Source organism: Mesorhizobium sp. WSM4841 (assembly GCF_055811515.1).
On record NZ_JBVVQC010000001.1, the window covers coordinates 172,889 to 191,041 of the forward strand.

An 18,153-nucleotide genomic window follows, 5' to 3' on the forward strand; every position below is an offset into this window, starting at 1 on the left:
TCGACCCGGCCCAACGCCGCTTACTGTGCCGCAACGCGAATGCGATCCTCATCCAGGCGCCGGTGTTCGGATTCCCGTCTTACCGTTTCGAGGTCGGACTGAACCATTTCCTGGACCATCGCATCGAGCGAGGTTGTTGCCTTCCACCCAAGAACGCGCTCCGCTTTCGAGGGGTCGCCGATCAGAAGCTCTACTTCGGTCGGCCTGAAATAACGCGGATCCACCTCGATCAGGACAGCGCCTGATTTTGCATCGACGCCTTTTTCGTCAATATCGGAACCAACCCACTCGATCTCGATCCCGACCTCGCTGAATGCAAGCTCGACAAAGCGGCGGACCGAATTCTTTACGCCGGTTGCAAGGACGTAGTCGTCCGGCACTTCATGCTGAAGGATTCTCCACATGCCTTCGACGTAATCGCGGGCATGGCCCCAATCCCGTTCAGCCGACAGATTGCCGAGGTAGAGCTTGTCCTGAAGGCCGAGCCTGATTGCAGCAGCCGCGCGCGTGATCTTGCGGGTGACGAACGTCTCGCCGCGCATCGGGCTTTCGTGATTGAACAGGATGCCGTTGGAAGCATGGATATCGTAAGCTTCGCGGTAATTCACGGTGATCCAGTAGGCGTAAATCTTTGCCGCCGCATATGGCGACCGAGGATAGAAAGGCGTCGTCTCCCGTTGCGGGATCTCCTGCACCTTGCCGTAGAGCTCGGAAGTCGACGCCTGATAAAAACGCGTCTTTTTCGTCAGGCCAAGCAGCCGGATGGCTTCGAGGAGACGCAATGTGCCGATCGCGTCGGCGTTTGCGGTATATTCCGCGGTCTCGAAGCTCACCTGGACATGCGATTGCGCCGCGAGATTGTAGATCTCGTCCGGTTGCACCTCCTGGACGATGCGGATCAGGTTGGTGGCGTCGGTCATGTCGCCATAATGCAGCGACAGCCTTACGTCCTTCTCATGCGGATCCTGGTAGAGATTATCGATGCGACCGGTGTTGAACGACGACGAACGCCGCTTGATGCCGTGGACATCATAACCCTTTGCCAGCAGGAGTTCCGCCAGATAGGCGCCATCCTGACCGGTGATGCCTGTAATGAGGGCGGTCTTCCTAGTCATTGTGCTTCTCCGGCGATTTCTGGAACGCAATTGTGGATGTCTTCCAAGCGAATAATATCATCCGCCCGCAATCAGTAGGGCTCTTGGGCCTACCGAGCACCAAATCCTGTCAGCATGGTTCGGATCGTACGAAACACAATCAGCACGTCGAGCCAAGGCGAAAAATTCTTGATGTAGTAGAAGTCGTAGTGGAGTTTTTCCAGAACATCGTCCACGGCCGCAACGTGGCCCTGATTGACTTGCGCCCACCCCGTAATGCCAGGCCGAACGATGTGCCGGTATCGATAGAATGGCAGCTCGGCCTCGTACCACTTAGAAAGTACGAGTGCTTCCGGGCGCGGTCCGATCCAGCTCATTTCGCCGCGCAGGATGTTGAAGGCTTGCGGCAATTCATCGATCCTGGATTTTCTCAGGAACTGCCCAAGGCGTGTAATGCGCGCATCGCCGGCCTTTGTGATGGCCTCTTCCTTTTCGTCGACAACCGCGGCGCCGAGTTTCATCGTCCGAAATTTGTAAACCTCGTAGATCTTTCCTCTGTACCCCATTCTTTTTTGCTTGAATAAGGCTGGACCAGCTGAGTCAAATTTTATCGCTATCGCTACGAACAAGAGCAATGGTGAAAAACCCAACAGAATAACGAGTGCCGCAATCCAGTCAGCCGCCTGTTTGATCTTTAAATAAGCCTGGTTAGGGTTCAGAGATCCCAATGTATTTTCGGAAAGATGTTGTATTTCCACCCGGCCTGTAAGCGACTCGCTGATTTGTTTGACATGGTAGACCGGCGTTCCCGAGAGCGCGCGATCGGCAATATACCGTTCCCATTCATCCGAAAGATCGGCTCGAAGATCGGCCACCACACCGCTGGCATGTTCGACGATCGTCTCGGGCGAATGAATCCGGTGCCAACTAACGCCTGGTATGCTTTGCAGCCTATCAACATCTCCACCGGGGATTACTGCCAACCGGTATGGGTCGAGCCGTCGCGTGGCCAAGCTCAGACCAAAATACCACAATGTCGACTGAAAGAGACTCGCCGCGGCCTGGAAGCGGCTATAGTCGAACCTGAAAAAGAAGATGGCCATGAATACGAGGCCGTAAGTCAGGGCGAAGGTGGGCAGGATGTTACCAGCCGCCGCCACACCCGGAAAATTGCCGATGCGCTTGTAAAGCAAGTAACCCGACGTGTGAGCTATGAAGGCAGCAAGAATCGTAGCTTGCATGTTCGTTGACCAGATTACTTGTTGATCGAACGACATGCGGACCATCGCGGGAAGCAGGATCGCGAACGTCAATCCGCCAAGCAGCTGAAAGCGCATCCGAAGCAGAAGATGCCTCTGCCTGGGCAGGTTGATAGTGGAGGTGTTCAAATTCGTGAAGCCATTAGCCAATTTTAACCGATCATCCGCGAAGGCAACCAACAGCCCTGCATTGCCACGTCTATCGACATCCTTCGGCTCCAACAATGGCTACCGCACTCCCGGGTGAATCCGAGAGCCGACTTTGCAGCACTTGCACCGCATGACCTGGCGTCCGTTGCGGTTATGCGATCGCGACGAGTTCCCTTGAATCCATGTCAACAGGGATCTCGCCATTCATGATGGCAACCAGGACCCGGGCCCTTCCGGCTGGATCGAGCCGGTCAAGGCGACCGATCATCTCCGCGAAAGGACCTGAAAGAATCCGAACCGATGCGCCCGCAGCGAGGCCTCCGCTGAAATCAAGCAGGCCATCCCTGCCAGTCAGGGCTATGAACCGCTCCACCAACCCCGACGGGACCGGCAATGGCCGTTCGCCCTGCATGATGAGTGAGCGCACACCGAACGTTCCATTGACCGAGCGCCACCGCTGCAGCGCGACATCGAGGGCGATGAACATGTAACCTGGAAAATAGGCCGCCGGTCGCGTCTCGATGCGCCGGGCATGACGTGTGGTCTTCTCGCAGCGAGGCGTAAACGGGTGAAACCCCTGTATCCGGAGATGCCGTTCGGCGACGTCTTCTTTTCCCGGAAATACGCTGGCGGCATACCAGCGTGCTGCGGTGCCGGTTGCGGGCCGCTGCGGCAATACAGTCGCCTTAACAGTTGTTTCTTCCGGGCTGGTCACAAGTATCCTTCTCGGCGGTCTTTGGCACGGCCGGGGCAAGCGTTACGACAGCGCGAAGATACCAGCAAGCAACCATGTCGCGAGAATCGATGCGGTTGATCGAATCCTGTTAATTGTCCACTACTTTAGCTGCGCCTAAAAGTCATCGCGCCGCTTTCTTTCTTAGCTATCCAGCAGCGGTATCGAGCAATTGCGTCGATATGTAGCTGCCTGGTTACGCTGACTCGCGACGAACCGCTGGCTCTTCTGGTCCTTAATCGGTCGATTTGAACATAGTGTGACGGTTATCGTTAGCAAAGCGTTACCGACCACTTGGCGACGGCCTGCTTTGACGAGAACTCGTGGCAGGCCGTCGCTGAAACGGGACCATTCCACGATCTGTGGTTGCGTGCACTCGATCAGTGCCCGCGCCCGATCTATCGACCAGAGTTCAGGCGCGTTTGAGCAGCGACCAGACGGCTGGCACAAGGCTTGCTGCCAGGCCGACCTTGATCAGGTCGCCGACGATGAAGGGCACGACGCCGAACTGCCATGACTTTTCCGGGCCGATGAGCAGTGCCAGCCAGGCAAAGCCCATCGCCATCATGACGATTTCGGCAACCAGCATCGCGTTGAAGAGCTTGATCGGATGGCGATCCCAACCGCGATCGGCGGCCCAGCCGACGATCGCCGCCATGACCACGAAGCCGGCAAGATAACCGCCGGTCGAACCGAGCATGTAAGCGATGCCGATGCCCTTTTCCGGCGTGCCCTGGAAGACCGGCAAGCCCATGGCGCCCTCCGCCATGTAGAGAAGCAGCGTGGCGACGCCGAGGCGCATGCCGAATGCCGCGGCGATCAGAAAGACGGCCAGGGTCTGCATCGAGATGTCGACCGGTCCGAGCAGAACTCTGGTCTTGGCCGACAAGGTCAGCACCAGCGTTCCAACGATCGCCAGAAAAAGCTGCGTCGCCAGGCGGGCCGCGCCCTTTTCAGGCAGAGCGAGAGAAACAAGCGGTGTCGTTGCAATTGCCATGGTCTTCCTCATTGCGGACTGCCGCAGATCGCGGCCTTGCGTTTTCCTATATTGGCTTCCGTGTTATGCGGCAATCGGTTTTGCCGTCTCTAAAGCGCGTCGCGTTTGACCGGCCACACGCGACGCGCTTTAGGTTGTTGTTTTATGCATGTCGTTATCGCAAAACCGCTGCACACCCTCGGGTCAGGCCCGAGGGCATGCTTTTGCGCGACATGCATTGGAACAGAGCCGAACGACATTCGCTATGGCGCTGAAATTCGACACAGACTTCGACCCGTCCTACGGCCAGGGCGTGACCGTTGCGCCCGACGTGCTCCGGATTACCGCGAAAAACCCCAGCCCGTTCACCTTTCACGGCACCAACAGTTATATCGTCGGGCGCAATACGCTGGCGGTGATCGATCCGGGGCCGGATGACGATGCGCATCTCAAGACACTGCTCGAGGTGATCGGAGACAGGCCGGTCAGCCACATTTTCGTCAGCCACACGCATCGCGACCATTCTCCGCTGGCAGCGCGGCTGAAGCAGCACACCGGCGCAATTGTTCTGGCCGAAGGCCCGCATCGGCCGGCGAGGCCGCTGCGCATCGGCGAGGTCAATCCGCTCGACGCCAGCGCCGACACCGCCTTTAATCCGGATATCGCGCTTGCCGACGATACGATGGTCGACGGCGACGGTTGGGCGATCAGAACGGTACTGACGCCGGGCCATACCGCCAATCATGCAGCCTTTGCGCTGGAAGGAACCGGTATCCTGTTCTCGGCCGATCACGTCATGGCTTGGTCTACCTCCATCGTTGCGCCGCCGGACGGCGCCATGGCCGACTATATGGCCTCGCTGGATCGGCTGATCGAGCGCGACGACCGCCTGCTGCTGCCCGGCCATGGCGGGCCGGTGACCGCGCCGCTCAGTTTCATGCGCGAGTTGAAGACGCATCGCCGAATGCGCGAACGCGCGATCCTGGAGCGGATCAGAAGCGGCGACCGGACGATCAAGGAGATGGTCGCGGCGATCTACAGGGATACCGACCCGCGCCTGCACGGCGCGGCCGGGCTGTCGGTGCTTGCCCATCTCGAGGACCTGGTGGCGCGCGGCCTGGTGAGCACCGACGGCGACCCGGCGATCGACGGCATTTTCAGGCCGCCTGGCTAAGATCCCGCCACGAACTACGCTCCTGAAAGCTCAGAACCGGCTGGAACGCTCTGCCGGTTGAGGCGACTTCAGACCCTGGCAAGAGCATTCCGGATTGGCCGGAAGTCGCGCGGCGGTCTCCAGCGCGACCCGCGAGGCTGTCATGGAGAGATTGGGCAGCACGTCCTCCTGCAGCAATTTCCGGCGATTGCGGTCCATATAGTCGTTGAAGCCCGCGGTGACGAACGCACAGGGCACGAAGCAAGCGCCGATCTCGCGCGCCAAGGTGGCCTCGGGGGCGATGGAATGGTTAAGCACATCCGCCCCCATGCCGCGATACGCCAAGGCTTCGGCTGGGGTTGTCAGTCGCGGCCCGTAACAGTGGGCAGCCACCAACTGCTGTTCGATGCCATGAACGCGGCATTCGGCTGGCCAATGACGGCGGGCCGTCTCAACCAGAACCGCCGCACATCTTGGACATACGATCTGCTTGCCCGAACAGTCAAAACTCTGGCGGTCAGGAAGCAGTGAAAACGGGGTCTGGGTCAGTTCGATGATATCGGCGGTCACCACCATGTCGCCAGGCTGGATCGCCTTGTTGACGGCGCCAACGGTCGAGCAGGCGAGAACTTGCCGTACACCCGCCCGCATCAATACCCAGAATGCGCGGCGATGGCAGGAATGGTCGATATGATCGCGGGGATTGCCGTGCGAATACATACACAGCGCCCGCTTCGCTCTCCCTTCGGCTGTAATCGAGGCATCGAACTCGAGCAACTTCCAGTTGTCGGTACGACCGAAAGGCGTTTCAAAACTCATGTCGCGCCGCAACGTGCGCACGCCATCGAATTCGACATCTTCCGGGAAGGCAAGCCCCCAGTTTGCCGACCCGGTGATGATGGCCAAGCCTACCTGAGGTATGTCCGTCATATCGTCGGCTGCGTGGTGATTTGCAGGCATGTTTCCAGTCTCGGTCAGGATTTTTGGCGAAGGGCCACGATCAGGACGACGACCACAACAATAGCGGTCCACAATGTCGAGATCGCCGCAATGGTCGGATCGATCTGATCGCGCAGCGACACGAACATGAGCTTCGGCATCGTGCTGTTGCGACCACTTGCGACGAAGATCGAAATCACAGACTCGTCGAGCGACGTCAGGAAGGCCATCAATGTCGCAGACAACAGACTGATCTGAAGTTGCGGAACGATTATTCCGCCAATAGCTCTGGCCCAGTTCGCACCGAGGCTACGCGCCGCCTGAACCTGGTTCCAGTCAAAGCGAGCCAGGGCAGGCAGCAACACAATGCACGCCACCGGAACGGCCAGCACCACATGTCCGACCAGCACACCGAACAACGTTCCGACCAAACGTTGTGCCGCCAGCACAAAAAAGAGGCCGATCGCAAGCAGGATTCCTGGGGTGATCGAGGGGGTGAGCAGGACGCTCTGGATGGCCGCAGCAGTCTTCCCGCCCAGCCGATTCATTGAGATGCAGGCGAGCAGCGCAAAAGGCACCGCGATCAGCGCCGTCAATGTCCCAAGGATCAGGCTCGTCCTGAGTGCAGCCATCCACGTCACCGAGCCGAAGAAGTTCTCGTACCAGCGCAACGAGTAGGCGTGCGGCGGAAACTCGAGGAGATTCGATGCCGAAAAGGAAAGCGGCACCACCACAAGCGTCGGCAACATCAGAAATGCCATGACAAGAGCAGCAAAGCCCCAGAGGACAATGCGGGCCAGCCTGTTGTGCGGATAGGCCTCAAACATGGGAGGCTCCCACTGTGTTCTGGGCCACCAGGCGCCGTGCCGCCAGCAACATCACACCGATCAGCGCCATCAGAACGAGGAGCAGAATGCCCAGGACGCTCGCCGACCCCCAATCCTGAAAGGTCGATAGCGTACGCTCGATCCGGGTAGAGAGAGGATTTACCTTGCCGCCGCCAAGCACCGCCGGCGTGATGAAAAAACCTATGGAATAGATGAGAACGATGATCGAACCCGAGAAGATGCCGCCCGCCGAAAGTGGCATTATGACTGTGCGCATCACCTGCCCGAGTGTGGCTCCCATGCTCGCTGAAGCGCGAATGAGGTTTGGGTCGATATCGCGCATTGCTGCATAAACCGGCAGCAGAAACAGCGGCAGCATGTAGTGAACCATGCCGATCAGCGTTCCGGTGAAGTTATAGACCAGCGGCAAAGGCTCCGCCGTCAGGCCCGAAGCGGTCAAAGCCGCGTTGATCAGGCCATCACGCCGCAAGAGCACAAGCCAGCCATAGGTGCGCACCAGGATAGCGGTCCACAACGGCAGCATGACGAAGGCCATCAGTACGTTGGCCACCCTTGGTCTGACGCTGGCCAGAGCGAGTGCCAGCGGGGTGCCCAGAAGAATGCAGATCGCCAGCGTGCCGAGGGAGAGTTCAAGGGTGGTGACGAGCGCCGACCATGTCAGTCCGCTCGAAAGGACCTTCTGGTAATTGCCGACGGTGTACTCACCCCCTGTGGTCAGGAAGGATTGCCGGATGATCCAAAGGATGGGCAATATCGCCGCCAGTCCAACGATGAACAGCGCCGGCAGCGAAAGCGAAAGGAAGAATCGCCGCTCGCGTCGCGCATCTGCGGCGAGCGCAGGATCCACAGTGACGGTCACGCTGTCGCTCCCGGTATCGCGTGAACCTTCGCTGCTGGTGCATATGCGGTCATCCGCTGACCGGCGGCCAGCGCGGCGCCGCCGCCGGCCCGCGCCGGCGGGATGCCTCCAAGACCCTCGTGGCCACCCTGCAGCGCCCGCGGCACAAGCCAGTTTTCGCCGCGAAACGCCTTGGCGCGCAGTATTCCTTCGAGCGCCACTCCGTCTCCCCCGACGACCTTCGCATCAAGATGGAAGCTTTCGGCGCGAATCATCAGAGTTTCGCGTGACACTTCGGCGCCGTCGATCCTGCGCACCGAGCCTGGAGCCACAATGTTAGCCTCGCCCATGAACTCCGCGACGAAGCGGGTCGATGGACGATCATAAATCCGCTGCGGCGTATCGATCTGCTGGATGCGGCCGGAGTTCATCACCGCAATCCGGTCAGACATAATCAGCGCTTCGCGCTGGTCATGGGTCACGTAGATTGTGGTGATCCCCAGATCATCGTGCAGACGCCGGATCTCGTACTGCATGGTCTCGCGTAGATTCTTGTCGAGCGCCGACAGCGGCTCGTCCATCAGCATCACGCGTGGTTCGAAGACGATAGCCCGCGCCAATGCCACCCGTTGGCGCTGGCCGCCGGATAGTGCGGCAACATTGCGCTCCGCCAGGCCGTCCAGCTTCACGCGGGCCAGGGTGGCAAGCGCCCGCTGACGCGCCTCCGCTCTCGGCGTCTTGCGCAGCGCCAGCGGATACGCGACATTCGCCAGGACGTTCATGTGGGGAAACAAGGCGTAATTCTGGAATACTATGCCGATGTCCCGTTTGTTGGGCGCCAGGCGGGTGATGTCCCGATCGCCCAACAAGAGCTTGCCGGAATCCGGCCGGACAAAACCGGCCAGAGCCATGAGTAACGTGGTCTTGCCCGATCCCGATGGCCCTAGCAGCGTGAGGAATTCGCCAGCTTGAATGTCGAGCGAAACATCATCCAGTGCGACGTAGGTCCCGTAAGCCTTGCTGACGCTGTCGATGGTGATCGGGAGCGACTTCATCATCTGCTCCAGCCTTACAGCTGAGACTCAGCGGGCCATCATCTCATCGAAGGCTTTTTGGGCAGCCTCGCCGTTCTTGACCCACCATTCTGAATTCGAAAACACCGAAGTGCCGGCATTTTCGGGCGCGGTCGCAAGCGTCTTCAGGCGATCCTCGGGAATCAGGCCACCTTCATATGCCGCAGGATTGACCGGGCCATAGGCGATGAAATCGGTCAGCTTCGCAACACGCGCGGGCTGCGTCATCGCTGCGATGAGCTTCATCGCGGCTTCCTTGTTCGGGGCTCCCTTCGGCACCCCAAGGCAGTCCGTGCCGATAACCGAACCCTTGAACGTGTAGTCAGCAGCACCCCCGTCCGCTTTCACGGTTTGGGCCCGTCCGTTCCAGGTAACGACCAGATCCGCTTCGCCGTCCTTCAGCAACTGCGCGGACTGAGCTCCCGAGGTCCACCACACGGCGACATTTGGCTTGATCGCTTCAAGGCGCTTGATGGCGCGCTCCAGACCTTCCGGCGTGCTGAGCACGGAATAGACGTCCGCCGGCGCTACGCCATCGGAGAGAAGCGCGATCTCGATCGAGTCTTGCGCATTGGCGCGCAACGCGCGGCGACCCGAGAATTTGGCAATGTCCCAGAATTCCGCCCAGGTCTTCGGCGGGTTCTCGCCATAGGTTTTGGTGTTCCACGACATGACGGTGCCATAGGAATCGAACGGATAGCAGTAGTCGGACTTTGCGCCGTCCGGCACGGATTTGGGATCGATGATCTTGTAGTCGAGCGGCTCCAGCAGCGATTGTGCGGCCGCCTGGGCGCCTTCCGGTGAGCCCAGGTGAATGACGTCGGTCGTGACCGCACCCGAGGTGACCTGCATCTTCAAGGCGGCCAGGCCGTCGCTTAGCGTCTCCTCGAGGACATCATAGCCAAGCTCTTTTGCAGCAGGGCCCCACATGGCCTCTTTCATGGCGTTGCCATAATCGCCACCTGCGGTCGTTATGGTGACTGTTTGCGCATGGACGGGCAAGGCAGCCGAGATTGCGAATGCTGTTAAGGAAATGCGTAGCCAGGACATAGGTTCTCCTCCCCAACTTTTATCAAATGTTGCTCGAAATGGCCATTTATTTGTAATCGTAACGTTACGATTGCATCTGAATGCGCTGGAGTCAAGCTGCTTCCTATGGGCGTTTGGATTGACCGGGATGTGGAATCCGGTAACGTTATGGCGGTCAGCAAACCAGCCGGCGCTTTCGCAAAATGAAGTCGGGCGAACAATGGCCAATCTAAAGCAGATCGCGGCGGAACTTTCCCTCTCGGTGACCACAGTGTCCCGCGCTCTGAAGGATGGGCCGGAAGTGCAGCCCTCGACCATAGCCCGCGTCAAGGAGGCGGCTAAGCGGGTCGGCTATCTACCAAATCATCATGGTCGTGCGCTCAAAACCGGTCGAACGCTGACGCTGACGGCAGTACTCCCGATGGAGACACGAGACCATCTGTCCGATCTGTTGAAGCTTCCCTTAATCGAAGGCATGACGCTGGCGGCGCGAAAAGCCGGGTATAGTCTGTCCATCTATTCCACCACTCCCGACGACGATCCCGTCGAGAGTGTGCAGCGGCAGCTTCAGGCGCGCAGCACAGACGGACTGATCATCACGCGCCTGGTGTCGGGTGATCCGCGGGTCAAGCTGCTGCTGGATAAACGCATGCCATTCGTCGCGTTTGGAAGAACCGACCTGGATACCGCGTATCCTTATGTCGATGTCGACAATGAACAGATTGCCTACGAGGCAACCCGACGGCTCATGGATAAGGGCTGTCGACGCATTGCTCTGCAACTTCTGGTTCCGGAGGATCAGGCGAGTGCCATGCGTCTTTCCGGCTATGGAAGGGCAATGGCCGAGGCCGGTATTCCGATCGACCAATCGCTGATCGGTCATGGCATGTTCACGATGGAATCGAGCGCAGCCTGGTTCGATCGCTTGCTGGCTTGTTCAGATCCGCCGACAGGCCTGGCATGCGCCAACGAACTGGGCCTTCTAGGGGCGTTACACGCTCTTGGCAGAAGAGGTCTTGTGCCGGGGAGCGACGTCCACATTGTCACTCGTGACAGCACGCGGCTGGCACGCTTCCTGCCGGCGAAGATCGGAATTCATTCCGTGGATATGGCGGGTGTCGGACGCAAACTTGTCGAAGTCCTGGAGAACCGGATCATCAATCCGCTTGGGCCGATGGAGACAATCTTGCTCAAGGGTGAATTCGACCCTGGCGAATAGTCTGCCCGCAGACTTCAATCAACCGACCCAGGGACTGCGACAACCTCGCGCGGCTGCTTCGTGGCGCAACCGATAGCCGCAATCCCGCGACCGTCCCGTCGAGCGAAGCACGTACATTTCGACCGAAGGGAAAGGCCCGCTTTTGGACGCAAAGCGACTGGCGAGACAAGTCGAATAGACACCGCAACCCCTGATTGTATTAGACGCATTTTCTGTGGCGCCGAGCGATACCGCTTGGCTGTAATGCTCTGGACATCACTCGGCCGGGGCCGTGCCGACCTGACCGGCGACTTCCTGATCCAGCTCGGTGAGGAATTCCACGATGCGGGCCGCATTGTCGCCAAGGTCGTAGCGGCCGTAACGGGAGGCCGAACGCATGTCGACGATGACCGCAACGCCATCGTCGGTCACACGGATGGCGACGTCGGCGGGAAGGCTGAGGAGGAAGCTCCTAGCCAGGGCGTTGATCGTCACCTCGCTTTGCCCGATCGCGCGGGGAAACGGCGCCGTTAGCTGCCAATCCCGACGATCGAGCACGGTTTCGACTGCTTCCAGGACCCGATCGAAAGGCAGATTGTAGCTGCGTCCGGTGACAAGCGGATAGGTCTCGGTCTGCAGGCGCTGCTCGCCCGGGGTCGGTGGCGAAAGCGCGTTCATATCACCGGTCCGGGTGCTGGCGTCGAGCACCGGCGGATCGTCGAAATCCGTCGAGATGTCCCTGAGCGGCGGAGAAGTCGCTGCCCAGTAGGCGGCAATGCCAAAAGGAACAAGCACCAGCAGTGCCAGCAACGTGCCGACGGTGAGATCGCGACCGCCACGGTCGCCGAAATTCCAGAATCTCGAAAAGGCAAATCCGGCGAATAGAAGCGCAAAGGCGGCAAGCAGCGCGACAATGCCAAGCACCCAAAGGAAAGCCGGCGTTTCAACAAGCTCATATCGGTGGCCGACGAGAACGGTCAGCAGCAGGACCGCCGAAAAAGCACCTGTCCGCCGCGACCAGCCGGCCGCCTTCGACGTCTGTCGCTCGGGATTTTCCATTGTTTTCAGCACTGCTCCACCCCGAACGGGCGCTTTGAGCCGTTTAGCGGCGGCTTTAAGGCGAAAGACGTCATCTCCGTCAATCCGTCGGCAGGCGATAGTCCCTGAACTGATGGCGCAAGGTGGTCTTCTGGATCTTGCCGGTAGCGGTATGGGGGATTTCGCCGACGAAGGCGACATCATCCGGCATCCACCACTTCGCCACCTTGCCGTCCATGAAAGCGAGGATATCCATCTTGGTCGGCTCCCGGCCCGGCTTGCGGACGACGACAAGCAACGGCCGTTCGCCCCATTTCGAATGTTGGATGCCGATGGCCGCCGCCTCCGCCACGTCAGGATGACCGACCGCGATATTCTCGAGCTCGATGGTCGAAATCCATTCGCCGCCCGACTTGATGACGTCCTTGGCGCGATCGGTGATCTGCATATAGCCGCTCGGGTCGATATGGGCGACATCACCGGTATCGAACCAGCCTTCTTCATCGAACTGTTCGGATCCGATGCCGCCATAATAGGCGCGCGCGACAGCCGGTCCGCGGACCTTCAAGCGTCCGAATGTCTTGCCGTCCCATGGCTGCTCCTTGTTGTCATCGTCCGTCACCTTCATTTCGACGCCGAAAGGCGGATAGCCCTGCTTGCCCTGGACGTCGAGCCTGGCTTCGCCTTCAAGCCCGGCATAGCCCGGCTTCATGGTGCACAAGGTGCCGAGCGGCGACATTTCGGTCATGCCCCATGCATGGATGACCTCAACATCGTAATTGTCCTGGAACTTCGTCGTGATCGCGCGCGGGCAGGACGAGCCGCCGATGACGACCTTCTTCAGATAGGGAAGTTCCTTGCCAGTCTCCTCCAGATGCTGGAGCAGCATCAGCCACACTGTCGGCACGGCGGCGCTGAACGTCACCTTTTCGTTGTCGAGCAACTCGTAGATCGAGGCGCCGTCCATCTTGCAGCCAGGCATGACCAGCTTGGCGCCGATCATCGGCGCGCTCTGGCCAAGGCCCCAGGCGTTGGCGTGGAACATCGGCACGACCGGCAGTATGGTGTCGCGCGACGAGAGGCCCATCGCGTCGGGCATCGCCGCGATCATGGCGTGCAGCACGTTCGAGCGATGGCTGTAGAGGACGCCTTTCGGATCGCCTGTCGTGCCCGAGGTGTAGCACATGCCGGCGGCGGTATTTTCATCGAACGTCTTCCAGGTGAAGGCGCCGTCGGCTTCGTCAAGCCACTCCTCATAGGCAACGACGTTCGGCAGCGTCGTTTGCGGCATATGCGCCTTGTCGGTCAGCACGATCACCTTTCTCAGCGATTTGACCGCGCCGGCGATCTTTTCAAGCAGCGGCATGAATGTCAGATCGACGAAGATCGCCTTGTCCTCGGCATTGTTCATGATCCAGGCGATCTGCTCGGGAAACAGGCGCGGATTAAGCGTGTGATAGATCGCGCCGACACCCATGATGCCGTACCAGGCTTCGATGTGGCGCGCCGTATTCCAGGCCAATGTGGCGATGCGGTCGCCAAGGCCAAAGCCGTCACGCTCGAGCCGCTCGGCGACCTGCAAGGCGCGGCGATGAATTTCGGCGTAAGTGGTCCGGAAAATCGGACCCTCGATCGAACGCGATACGATCTCGCGTTCGCCGTGCTGCCTGGCTGCGTTGTCGATGAGCTTGTGGCAAAGCAGCGGCCATTCCTGCATCAGTCCGAGCATGCTTTTCCTCCCATTGGTTTTTCGTTCCATTGTGGGACGAACAAGCGGATTGTCCAGCCATGACCGGCCAGAAGCAGTACATTGATCGAAAAGACAGGGAAAACCGCCACAATCCGGCCATCGTCGGCGCTAACTTTGATTAATGGGCAGGGGTGTGATTGGCGAATGAAAGAGGTTCGCATGGAAGCGCAGCTCGACGACAAGACTCTCGAAGATACGCTCGCCGAAAGCCTGGCTGATCTGGTGCCGGACGCCAAAACCGTTTCCGAAGACGAATTCGTCGAAGTTGTCGGCGGCGCCCTTGAGGCGGTCGGCGGCACGCTGCTGTTCAAGATGTGCGTTCAGAACGAAGGCGAAGGCCAGCACGTTGCCGCGGCATGCGTCGGCGATGGCGGCAACCGCCAGTTCCTGCTTCTTACCTTGCCGACCGGCGGTGGTGCGCTCAAGGTCGAAACCGCGTCGAGAAGCACCAATCCGGTCGCCGGTATCGCCGCCGCCTATGCCGGGCTGATGGACGCGTTTCAGGCTGCCGCCTGATTGGTCATCGGCAGGGCCGATTTGACGAGAGGCCCGGCAACGCCAAAGGCGATGGTTTTCGAGCCCCGCATTCGACGGCGGCCTTGCGCGGCGCGCACGCCCGACACACCTTAAAGTGCTTCGCGTCAAAAGGAATTCACGCGACGCACTTTAAGTTCTTTGTTTTTATGCATGTCGTTATCCCAAAACCGCTGCGCACTTTTGGGCGACATGCATTAGGTCGTGCAAGGAGAACCCGTCATGGACCAGATCGCCAATCCGTCACCCGGCTTTCAACGCAACCGGGGTAAAGTGATTACTGTCGAGCCCTATATCGGAACTGTGACCGTACGGGCCGGCGACGCGGTCATTGCCTCGTCCACGAAGGCCAAGGTGTTGACCGAATCCCCCTACCCCCGGGTCCTCTACATTCCATTCGAAGACATCGATTTCGACCAGCTACGCAAGACGGAACTGTCGACCCACTGCCCTTACAAGGGCGATGCGAGCTATTGGAGCGTTCTGCCCGCCGCGGAATCAGGCAAGAATGCGATGTGGGCCTATGAGCAGCCTTTCGACGAAATGATCGAAATCCGCGATCACGGCGCGTTCTATCCCAACAAAGTGACGATCGAAGCCAAACCGGCCTGAGCAGGGACGGCTCGAAACCTGTCCTGCCGATCAGTCGGTGATGCGGTCATGGCCGAACGTCGTGCCCCTTACCTGCGGCCATTCTTTGCAGCCTGTACCGCCGCCTGCGCGGCAGCCAGCCTGGCGATCGGCACGCGGTAGGGCGAGCACGACACGTAGTCGAGGCCGACCTCCTCGCAGAAATGGATCGAGGCCGGGTCGCCGCCATGTTCGCCGCAAATGCCGAGCTTGATCTCCGGCCGCGTTGCCCTGCCTTTTTCGGCCGCCATCCGCACCAGTTCGCCGACGCCCTCGATGTCGAGCGACACGAACGGATCCTGCTCGATAATGCCCTTTTGGCGATAGGTCTCCAGGAACGAGGCTGCATCGTCGCGTGAGATGCCGAAGGTGGTCTGGGTCAGATCGTTGGTGCCGAAAGAGAAGAATTCGGCCGCCTCGGCGATGACATGGGCGCGGATCGCGGCACGCGGCAGTTCGATCATCGTGCCGGTAAGATAGGTGATCTCGACGCCGGTTTCCTCCATCACGCTCTTGGCGACGGCGTCGATCCGCGCCTTGACGTAGTCGAGTTCCTTCATCAGACCGACCAGCGGCACCATGATTTCCGGAACCACCAGCGCCCCGGCCTTTCTGCCGGCTTCGACGGCCGCCTCGAAAATGGCGCGCGCCTGCATCTCGGCGATTTCGGGATAGGAAACCGCAAGCCGGCAGCCGCGATGGCCAAGCATCGGGTTGAACTCGTGCAGGGCCTCGGTGCGCTGCCTGAGCTTGTCGGGCGACACGTTCATGGCGGCGGCGACTTCGGCCACCTCTTCCTCGGTCTTGGGCAGGAATTCGTGCAGTGGCGGATCGAGCAAGCGGATCGTCACCGGCAGGCCGGCCATGATCTCGAACAGTTCGAGGAAATCCGAGCGCTGCATGGGCAAGAGTTTTGCGAGCGCCGTTCGCCGGCCCTTTTCCGTGTCGGCCAGGATCATCTCGCGCATGGCAACGATACGGTCGCCCTCGAAGAACATGTGCTCGGTGCGGCAAAGCCCGATCCCTTCGGCGCCGAAGGAACGCGCCATGCGCGCGTCGAGCGGCGTTTCGGCATTGGTGCGCACCTTCATGCGGCGCACGGTATCGGCCCATTCCATGATGGCGGCGAAATCGCCCGAGAGCTCCGGCTGCAGCATCGGAACGGCGCCTTTCAGCACCTGGCCGTTACCGCCGTCGATGGTGATGATGTCGCCCTTGCGGAACGTCGATCCCATCGCCATCAGCGTGCCGGCTCTGTAGTCGACGCGCAGCGAGCCCGCGCCCGACACACAAGGCTTGCCCATGCCGCGCGCCACCACCGCGGCGTGGCTGGTCATGCCGCCACGCGTGGTCAGGATGCCTTCTGCAGCATGCATGCCGTGGATGTCCTCGGGACTGGTCTCGATGCGCACGAGAATCGCCTTGCGGCCTTGCGTCTTGAGTTCCTCGGCGTCATTGGAGGAAAAGACGATCTCGCCGGTGGCAGCGCCCGGAGATGCGGGCAGGCCGATGCCGATCACATCGCGCGCCGCCGTCGGATCGATGGTCGGATGCAGCAACTGGTCGAGCGAGGCCGGATCGATGCGGGCGACGGCCTCCTCCTTTGAAATGAGCTTGTCCCGCGCCATGTCGACGGCGATTTTGAGCGCCGCCTTGGCGGTACGCTTGCCGGACCTCGTCTGCAGCATCCACAATTTGCCGCGCTCGATGGTGAATTCGAGATCCTGCATATCGCGGTAGTGCTTTTCCAGACGGTCGGAGATAGTGACGAAAGACTGGAAGGCATCCGGCATCAGCTTCTGCAGCGAAGGCTTGTCGGAGCCAGCGGCGATGCGCGCCGCCTCGGTGATGTTTTGCGGCGTGCGGATGCCGGCTACGACATCCTCGCCCTGCGCATTCACCAGGAACTCGCCATAGAGCATCTTTTCGCCGGTCGACGGGTTGCGGGTGAAGGCGACACCGGTGGCCGAAGTCTCACCCATATTGCCGAAGACCATGGCCTGGACGTTGACCGCCGTGCCCCAGCTTTCGGGAATGTCGTGCAGGCGCCGATAGGTGATGGCGCGGTTGTTCATCCAACTCGAAAACACGGCGCCGATCGCGCCCCAGAGCTGCTCGTTCGGATCTTGTGGAAACGGCCTGCCGAGTTCCTCCTCGACCTTGGCCTTGTAGAGTGCGATCACGCCCTGCCATTCGATGGCAGTCAGTTCGGTATCGAGTTCATGGCCGAGCCCGCCTTTTTGGTCCTCGAGGATTTCCTCGAACACCTCATGGTCGAGGCCCATCACGACATCGGAATACATCTGGATGAAACGCCGGTAGCTGTCATAGGCAAAGCGGGCATCGCCTGAATCGGCGGCCAGCGCCTCGACCGTCTCGTCGTTCAGGCCGAGGTTGAGCACGGTGTCCATCATGCCGGGCATCGAGGCGCGGCCACCGGAACGCACCGACACCAAAAGCAGTTTCGAGGGATCGCCGAAACGGCGCCCGGTCAGCCGGCCGATGTGGTCAAGCGCAACCGCGACGTCCGCCTCCAGCGAGGCCGGGTAGGTGCGGCCGTTGGCGTAGTAGGCGTTGCAGACCTCGGTGGTGATGGTGAACCCTGGAGGCACGGGCAGGCCGAGGCTGCACATTTCGGCCAGATTGGCGCCCTTGCCGCCCAGGAGGTTTCTATCGCCGGCACGGCCTTCCGCAGCGCCGTCGCCAAAGGTGTAGACCCATTTGGTCATGCTTGCTCTCCGGTTGCAGGAGATTGAAAAGATTGACGAAGCCGAAGTTCCGCCGTGTCCCTATCCGAGCGATATGATGCTGCAGTGCGAAAGGCAAGCGTCGGCAAAGCCAGCCGGCTTCTACAATCGATTAAGAAAAAGCGATGCCAAAAAGACTTGCGGCTCCGATGGCCATTTAAGTA

At 60.1% G+C, this 18,153-nt stretch carries 16 protein-coding genes; 4 read left to right on the top strand and 12 right to left on the bottom strand.

Annotated elements, in window-relative coordinates; translation table 11 throughout:
• Nucleotides 1–20: 20 nt before the first annotated feature.
• From gmd to AC0L14_RS00820, 4 genes are all read right to left on the bottom strand, one after another.
• Nucleotides 21–1,115 (bottom strand): GDP-mannose 4,6-dehydratase, encoded by a 1,095-nt coding sequence (gmd, locus tag AC0L14_RS00805; protein WP_473748395.1) that lies wholly within the window; start codon nt 1,113–1,115, stop codon nt 21–23.
• A gap of 89 nt (nt 1,116–1,204) precedes the next feature.
• Nucleotides 1,205–2,578, bottom strand: coding sequence for a sugar transferase (locus tag AC0L14_RS00810; RefSeq protein ID WP_473748397.1), 1,374 nt, complete (start codon nt 2,576–2,578; stop codon nt 1,205–1,207).
• A gap of 76 nt (nt 2,579–2,654) precedes the next feature.
• Complete coding sequence (gene nusG, locus AC0L14_RS00815; RefSeq protein WP_473748398.1) at nt 2,655–3,218, bottom strand: transcription termination/antitermination protein NusG; 564 nt, start codon at nt 3,216–3,218, stop codon at nt 2,655–2,657.
• A gap of 430 nt (nt 3,219–3,648) precedes the next feature.
• Nucleotides 3,649–4,233, bottom strand: coding sequence for a biotin transporter BioY (locus AC0L14_RS00820; protein ID WP_473748400.1), 585 nt, complete (start codon nt 4,231–4,233; stop codon nt 3,649–3,651).
• Nucleotides 4,234–4,477: 244 nt separating this feature from the next.
• Here AC0L14_RS00820 and AC0L14_RS00825 point away from each other — a divergent pair, with 244 nt between their 5' ends.
• Complete coding sequence (locus AC0L14_RS00825; RefSeq protein ID WP_473748401.1) at nt 4,478–5,386, top strand: MBL fold metallo-hydrolase; 909 nt, start codon at nt 4,478–4,480, stop codon at nt 5,384–5,386.
• 30 nt (nt 5,387–5,416) lie between these two features.
• Here the strand turns inward: AC0L14_RS00825 and AC0L14_RS00830 are convergent, their stop codons facing one another.
• The 5 genes from AC0L14_RS00830 to AC0L14_RS00850 are packed head-to-tail and all read right to left on the bottom strand — an operon-like array spanning nt 5,417 to nt 10,320.
• On the bottom strand, nt 5,417–6,325 hold the full coding sequence (locus tag AC0L14_RS00830; protein WP_473748402.1) for a phosphorylase family protein: 909 nt from the start codon (nt 6,323–6,325) through the stop codon (nt 5,417–5,419).
• 14 nt (nt 6,326–6,339) lie between these two features.
• Complete coding sequence (locus AC0L14_RS00835; RefSeq protein WP_473748403.1) at nt 6,340–7,131, bottom strand: ABC transporter permease; 792 nt, start codon at nt 7,129–7,131, stop codon at nt 6,340–6,342.
• On the bottom strand, nt 7,124–8,011 hold the full coding sequence (locus AC0L14_RS00840) for an ABC transporter permease (protein ID WP_473748404.1): 888 nt from the start codon (nt 8,009–8,011) through the stop codon (nt 7,124–7,126). The genes AC0L14_RS00835 and AC0L14_RS00840 overlap by 8 nt, the downstream gene beginning before the upstream one ends.
• Complete coding sequence (locus AC0L14_RS00845) at nt 8,008–9,045, bottom strand: ABC transporter ATP-binding protein (RefSeq protein WP_473748515.1); 1,038 nt, start codon at nt 9,043–9,045, stop codon at nt 8,008–8,010. The genes AC0L14_RS00840 and AC0L14_RS00845 overlap by 4 nt, the downstream gene beginning before the upstream one ends.
• A 27-nt stretch (nt 9,046–9,072) precedes the next feature.
• Nucleotides 9,073–10,320 carry an ABC transporter substrate-binding protein gene (locus AC0L14_RS00850; protein ID WP_473748405.1) on the bottom strand — a complete coding sequence of 416 codons (1,248 nt, stop codon included), beginning with the start codon at nt 10,318–10,320 and terminating at the stop codon, nt 9,073–9,075.
• On the opposite strand from AC0L14_RS00850, the gene AC0L14_RS00855 reads away from it, so the two are divergent.
• Nucleotides 10,313–11,311, top strand: a complete 999-nt coding sequence (locus AC0L14_RS00855; protein WP_473526464.1) for a LacI family DNA-binding transcriptional regulator — start codon at nt 10,313–10,315, stop codon at nt 11,309–11,311. The two genes, AC0L14_RS00850 and AC0L14_RS00855, sit on opposite strands and share 8 nt — an antisense overlap.
• Nucleotides 11,312–11,566: 255 nt before the next feature.
• Here AC0L14_RS00855 and AC0L14_RS00860 read toward each other — a convergent pair whose 3' ends face one another.
• Nucleotides 11,567–12,349, bottom strand: coding sequence for a DUF1499 domain-containing protein (locus tag AC0L14_RS00860; RefSeq protein ID WP_473526515.1), 783 nt, complete (start codon nt 12,347–12,349; stop codon nt 11,567–11,569).
• A 79-nt stretch (nt 12,350–12,428) separates the two neighbouring features.
• Nucleotides 12,429–14,057 (bottom strand): fatty-acid--CoA ligase, encoded by a 1,629-nt coding sequence (locus AC0L14_RS00865; RefSeq protein ID WP_473748407.1) that lies wholly within the window; start codon nt 14,055–14,057, stop codon nt 12,429–12,431.
• Nucleotides 14,058–14,237: 180 nt separating this feature from the next.
• Between AC0L14_RS00865 and AC0L14_RS00870 the strand changes: the two genes are divergently transcribed.
• Nucleotides 14,238–14,594 carry a hypothetical protein gene (locus AC0L14_RS00870; RefSeq protein ID WP_473485120.1) on the top strand — a complete coding sequence of 119 codons (357 nt, stop codon included), beginning with the start codon at nt 14,238–14,240 and terminating at the stop codon, nt 14,592–14,594.
• Nucleotides 14,595–14,834: 240 nt separating this feature from the next.
• Nucleotides 14,835–15,224 (top strand): DUF427 domain-containing protein, encoded by a 390-nt coding sequence (locus AC0L14_RS00875; protein WP_473484594.1) that lies wholly within the window; start codon nt 14,835–14,837, stop codon nt 15,222–15,224.
• 68 nt (nt 15,225–15,292) lie between these two features.
• On the opposite strand, the gene ppdK is transcribed toward AC0L14_RS00875, so the two are convergent.
• Complete coding sequence (gene ppdK / locus AC0L14_RS00880; RefSeq protein ID WP_473748408.1) at nt 15,293–17,971, bottom strand: pyruvate, phosphate dikinase; 2,679 nt, start codon at nt 17,969–17,971, stop codon at nt 15,293–15,295.
• Between the last annotated feature and the right edge of the window lie 182 nt (nt 17,972–18,153).

Excerpts from the sequence above, each read along its gene's own strand:
- gmd (WP_473748395.1), bottom strand. The coding sequence starts at position 1,115 with ATGACTAGGAAGACCGCCCTCATTACAGGCATCACCGGTCAGGATGGC.
- AC0L14_RS00820 (WP_473748400.1), bottom strand. The coding sequence starts at position 4,233 with ATGGCAATTGCAACGACACCGCTTGTTTCTCTCGCTCTGCCTGAAAAG.
- AC0L14_RS00825 (WP_473748401.1), top strand. The coding sequence starts at position 4,478 with ATGGCGCTGAAATTCGACACAGACTTCGACCCGTCCTACGGCCAGGGC.
- AC0L14_RS00830 (WP_473748402.1), bottom strand. The coding sequence starts at position 6,325 with ATGCCTGCAAATCACCACGCAGCCGACGATATGACGGACATACCTCAG.
- AC0L14_RS00835 (WP_473748403.1), bottom strand. The coding sequence starts at position 7,131 with ATGTTTGAGGCCTATCCGCACAACAGGCTGGCCCGCATTGTCCTCTGG.
- AC0L14_RS00845 (WP_473748515.1), bottom strand. The coding sequence starts at position 9,045 with ATGAAGTCGCTCCCGATCACCATCGACAGCGTCAGCAAGGCTTACGGG.
- AC0L14_RS00855 (WP_473526464.1), top strand. The coding sequence starts at position 10,313 with ATGGCCAATCTAAAGCAGATCGCGGCGGAACTTTCCCTCTCGGTGACC.
- AC0L14_RS00860 (WP_473526515.1), bottom strand. The coding sequence starts at position 12,349 with ATGGAAAATCCCGAGCGACAGACGTCGAAGGCGGCCGGCTGGTCGCGG.
- AC0L14_RS00865 (WP_473748407.1), bottom strand. The coding sequence starts at position 14,057 with ATGCTCGGACTGATGCAGGAATGGCCGCTGCTTTGCCACAAGCTCATC.
- AC0L14_RS00870 (WP_473485120.1), top strand. The coding sequence starts at position 14,238 with ATGGAAGCGCAGCTCGACGACAAGACTCTCGAAGATACGCTCGCCGAA.
- AC0L14_RS00875 (WP_473484594.1), top strand. The coding sequence starts at position 14,835 with ATGGACCAGATCGCCAATCCGTCACCCGGCTTTCAACGCAACCGGGGT.
- ppdK (WP_473748408.1), bottom strand. The coding sequence starts at position 17,971 with ATGACCAAATGGGTCTACACCTTTGGCGACGGCGCTGCGGAAGGCCGT.